At 65.4% G+C, this 4,091-nt stretch carries 4 protein-coding genes and 1 pseudogene; 4 read left to right on the top strand and 1 reads right to left on the bottom strand.

The features are described 5' to 3' along the window. Positions 1–1,180 (top strand): TonB-dependent receptor (locus AX681_RS00665; protein WP_156455965.1); only part of this gene is annotated, 1,180 nt, incomplete at its 5' end. Between the two features lie 46 nt (positions 1,181–1,226). Here AX681_RS00665 and AX681_RS00660 read toward each other — a convergent pair. Continuing rightward, the gene (locus AX681_RS00660) at positions 1,227–1,706 is read right to left on the bottom strand and encodes a MarR family winged helix-turn-helix transcriptional regulator (RefSeq protein WP_066658030.1); all 480 of its coding nucleotides are present in this window, start codon (positions 1,704–1,706) and stop codon (positions 1,227–1,229) included. A gap of 125 nt (positions 1,707–1,831) precedes the next feature. Here AX681_RS00660 and AX681_RS00655 point away from each other — a divergent pair, with 125 nt between their 5' ends. From AX681_RS00655 to AX681_RS00645, 3 genes and pseudogenes are all read left to right on the top strand, one after another. After that, complete coding sequence (locus tag AX681_RS00655) at positions 1,832–2,368, top strand: TRAP transporter small permease (protein WP_066658033.1); 537 nt, start codon at positions 1,832–1,834, stop codon at positions 2,366–2,368. Beyond that, positions 2,358–3,662, top strand: coding sequence for a TRAP transporter large permease (locus AX681_RS00650; RefSeq protein ID WP_082737870.1), 1,305 nt, complete (start codon positions 2,358–2,360; stop codon positions 3,660–3,662). The genes AX681_RS00655 and AX681_RS00650 overlap by 11 nt, the downstream gene beginning before the upstream one ends. A 3-nt stretch (positions 3,663–3,665) precedes the next feature. Beyond that, a pseudogene (locus AX681_RS00645) lies at positions 3,666–4,091 on the top strand (TRAP transporter substrate-binding protein DctP); the annotation flags it as partial.

Here is a 4,091-nt window from a genome sequence, read left to right as displayed (position 1 = left end):
GGCGGGCACGCCGGTCACCTTCCGCCGCTTCACCCGCCGGGTCGACTCGGCCTATGCCGAATTGCTGGTGCCGGTTTTCGGCGCGGGCAATGCAACGCCCGGGTTCGAGCGGCTCGAAATCAATGCCGCGATCCGTTACGACAAATATTCGGACGTGGGCGACACTACCAATCCCAAGTTCGGCGTGAACTGGTCGCCGCTCCCCGGGCTGGTGCTGCGCGGCAGCTATGGCACGTCGTTCCGTGCGCCGCTGATCTCGCAGATTTACGGCAACAGCAACAACCTGTTCGGGCAAAGCTACCAGAACCCGGCGGGCGGTGCGCCGCTGACCGGCTTCGCCTATTCGGGGCCCAACACCAATCTGCAGCCCGAGGAAGCGACCACCTGGTCGGTCGGCGCAGACTGGGACGTCACCTCCAACCTGCGGGTCAGCGCGACCTATTGGGACGTGAAGTACATCAATCAGGTCGACAGCTATCTCGCTGACCTCGCCATCCTGGCGCGCGAGTCCGAATTTGCCGGGACCGGCATCATCCTGCGCGGCACCGCGGCGCGCGATCGCGTGCTGCAATTGCTGTCACAGGGCGTGACGCTGGCGCGCGGCACCTTCCCCGGCGGCGACCCCAACAATGTCACGCTGTTCGTCGATGGGCGCAACAACAACCTTGGCCAGTCGACGACGCGCGGCATGGACTTCGTGATCAACTGGCGGGTGCCGACCGAGAAGGCGGGCACGTTCAACTTCAACGCGTCGGGCGCCTATCTCTTCCACTACGAGACTGCGGTGTCGCCCGCCGGCACGCCGCGTAGCCGCCTCAACACCATCTACAACCCGCTCAAATTCAAGGCACGCGGCAGCGTGGTGTGGGATTATGAGCCGATGCGGGTGCAGCTGACCGCGACCCATGTCGGCGGCTATACCAACACCGCGATCACCCCGAACCAGAAGGTCAAGAGCTATACGCCGATCGACCTCGCCGTGAGCTGGAACCTGGGTGAGATGGGCGCGACGTCGCTGCTCGGCGGGGTCGAGCTGGGGCTGGAGGTGCGCAACCTGTTCGACCTGCAGCCGCCCTATGTGAACGTTGCGCCGGGCCTGAATGGCGGCGGCGGCTACGATCCGTCGGCAGCGAACCCGATCGGGCGCGTGCTTGCCGCATCGCTGCGGTTCCGCATGTAAAAGGGGGCACCGGGGGCAGGTCGCGCTGCCCCCGGACGTCCGGCCTTCAGCGATGAAAGACGGCGTACATCCGGTCGAGCGCGGCGTCGAAGATCGGGCGTTCTTCGGGGCTGAGCTGCGCCAGCACCTCGGCCTCGACCCCTTTCATGATGTTGAACAGATCGTCGAGCGTCTTCTTCCCCTCGGGCAGGATCGTCAGCGCGTGGCGGCGGCGATCGACGGTCGAGCGTTCGCGCTTGGCCCAGCCGCGCTTCTCCAGCTCGTCGACGATCTGCACGGTGATCGATTTGTCGAGACCGACGGTACTCGACAATTGCTGTTGCGACAGGCCGGGATTGGCCTCGATCAGCGCGAGCGAGGAGAACAGGCCGGCGCGGATGCCGTAATGCGCCGTCGCAGCGGCGAAATCGGCCGACAGCTGGTTCTGGACGCGGCGCATGCGAAAGCCGACATAATCGCCCAGCCGGCCGAGCTTCAGCCCGTTCTCGTTGACCTCGTCCGGCACTTTCGACCGCAGCTGCGTCACATACGTCCCCTTGTCGCACCCGGCAATTCGTGCAATTGACAGATGGTTGAAAATATCTACGGTTTTGATCCTACCATTCAGTTAGACCGCCCCAGCGAGAGGCTGTCAATCAGGAGAGGCAGAGCGTGTCCGACCCGGTGACCGAAGCAGCAGCGCCGCTGCACGACGAGGAGCCGCCCCCCGCCCCGGTTACGGGTATTGCCGGCAAGACCGCATTCTATATCGGGTCGGCGGGCCTGTTGCTCGCGACCGCTGCGGATTCGATCGCGGTGCTGGGCCGCCATACCGGCTTCGCGCTGCTCGGCGCGATCGAGATCGTGCAGGCGGCGATCGTGTTCATCGCCGCATCGTCGATGGTCGCGGTGACGCTGTCGCGCGGCCATGCGGCGGTGCATATCCTGACCGACCGCCTCTCCCCTTCCCGCCGCGCGACGCTGGCGCGCGTTGCGAACCTGCTTGGCGCTGTTGCCGTCCTGCTGCTGGCGGCGGGATCGGTGATCCTGCTGGGCGATCTTTGGGACGGGCATGAGCGGTCGGAGCTGCTGCACATTCCGTTGCGCTGGTTCCGGCTGCTGATGATTGTGGCGCTGGTATTCGTCGCGATCCTGTTCGTCCGCCATGCCTTCACCCGTGACACGCCGGAGGGTAGTCATGGCACCTGAACTGATCGGCCTGATCGGCATCCTTGCGCTGCTCGGCCTGCTCACACTGGGCGTGCCGATCGGCGTCAGTCTGGCGCTGACCGGCGTCGTCGGGCTGATGGTGATGCTCTCGCCCGAGGCCGCGCTGGTGAAGGCGGGCGTGGTGGTGTTCGAGGTCGCGAACAAATACGAACTCGGCGTCCTGCCGCTGTTCCTGCTGATGGCGCATCTCTGCTTCGCCGCCGGGGCGAGCCGCGACTTTTTCGACGTCGCCGCGCGCTTTGTCGGGCATCGGCGCGGGGGTCTCGGCCTCGCCTCGATCGCGGGGTGCGCGGGGTTCGGGTCGATCAGCGGGTCGAGCCTCGCCACCGTCGCCACGGTCGGCTCCGCCGCGCTGCCCGAGATGCGGCGTGCGGGCTACAACCCCGGGTTCGCCGCCGGAGCGCTCGCCGCAGGCGGCACGCTCGGCGCGCTGATCCCGCCTTCGGGCGCGCTGATCGTGTTCGGGATCATCGCCGAAGTCTCGATCGGGCGGCTGTTCACCGCCGCGATCATCCCCGGGTTCAGCCAGGCTTTGTTCTACATGATCGCGATCGCGATCCTGTGCTGGTTCAAGCCTGAACTGGGCCCGCCCTCCGCCCGCGTCGGTTGGCGCGACCGCATGCGCGGATTGCTCGGCATCATCGACATTCTCATTCTGGTGGTGTTTGTCATCGGCGGGCTGATGATCGGGTGGTTCACCCCGACCGAGGCAGCGTCGGTCGGCGTCATCGTCGCCTTCATTCTGATGGGCATTCGTGGCGCATTCAACCGCGCGGCGATCGCCGACAGCTTCGCCAAGACGCTGTCGACGACCGGCATGATCTATCTGATCATCTTCGGCGCGATCCTGTTCGCGACCTTCATCAGCGTCACGGGTATCGCCGACCTGATGTCGACCACGGTGCGCGATCTGGACGCGAGCCCGATCGTCGTGGTCATCGTCATCGCGCTGATGCTGCTGGTGCTGGGGTCGTTCCTCGATGGCCTGGCGCTGATGCTGCTGACCACGCCGATCTTTCTGCCGATCGTGCTGGAGCTGGGCTACAGCCCGATCTGGTTCGGCATCTTCCTTGTCCGCACGATGGAGATCGGGTTCGTCCACCCGCCACTTGGCCTCAACGTCTATGTCATCCAGGCCATCGGCAAGGACATTCCATTGGGCCAGATTTTCCGCGGGATCGTGCCGTTCCTGATCGCCGATTTCTTCCACCTCGCCATGATCATCGCCTTCCCGGTGGTGACCTTGTGGCTGCCCAGCGTGATGGGGGCCTGACCGATGCGTTTGCCAGTGATCCTCGCCGCGCTCGCGCTCGCCGGATGCAGCGTCGCGCCGCAACCGACTGCCGAGCATGTACTGAGCTATGCCAGCCCCTATCCTCCGACCCACCCGTTCGGCCTCGCCGATCAGGAATGGATGAAGTGGGTCGAGGCGAAGAGCGGCGGGCGCATCGCCTTCAAGCCATTCTGGTCAGGGGCGCTGATCTCGTCCGACATGAGCATGGAGGAGGTGCGCCACGGCGTTGCCGATATCGGGCTGATCACGCCGATCTATTCCAAGGGCGGCGCGCATCTGCTGCGTGGGCAGGCGGCCTATTATGGCGGGGTGCGCACGATCACCGATCAGGTCGCAGTGTATGATTGCCTGGCCGACCGTTTCCCGCATTTCGAGAACGAGCTGCACGGCCTGCATGTGCTGGCGGTG

Source organism: Sphingomonas sp. CCH9-E2, assembly GCF_001557215.1.
GTDB lineage: Bacteria > Pseudomonadota > Alphaproteobacteria > Sphingomonadales > Sphingomonadaceae > Sphingomonas.
This window is presented reverse-complemented; position numbering and strand designations above follow the sequence as displayed.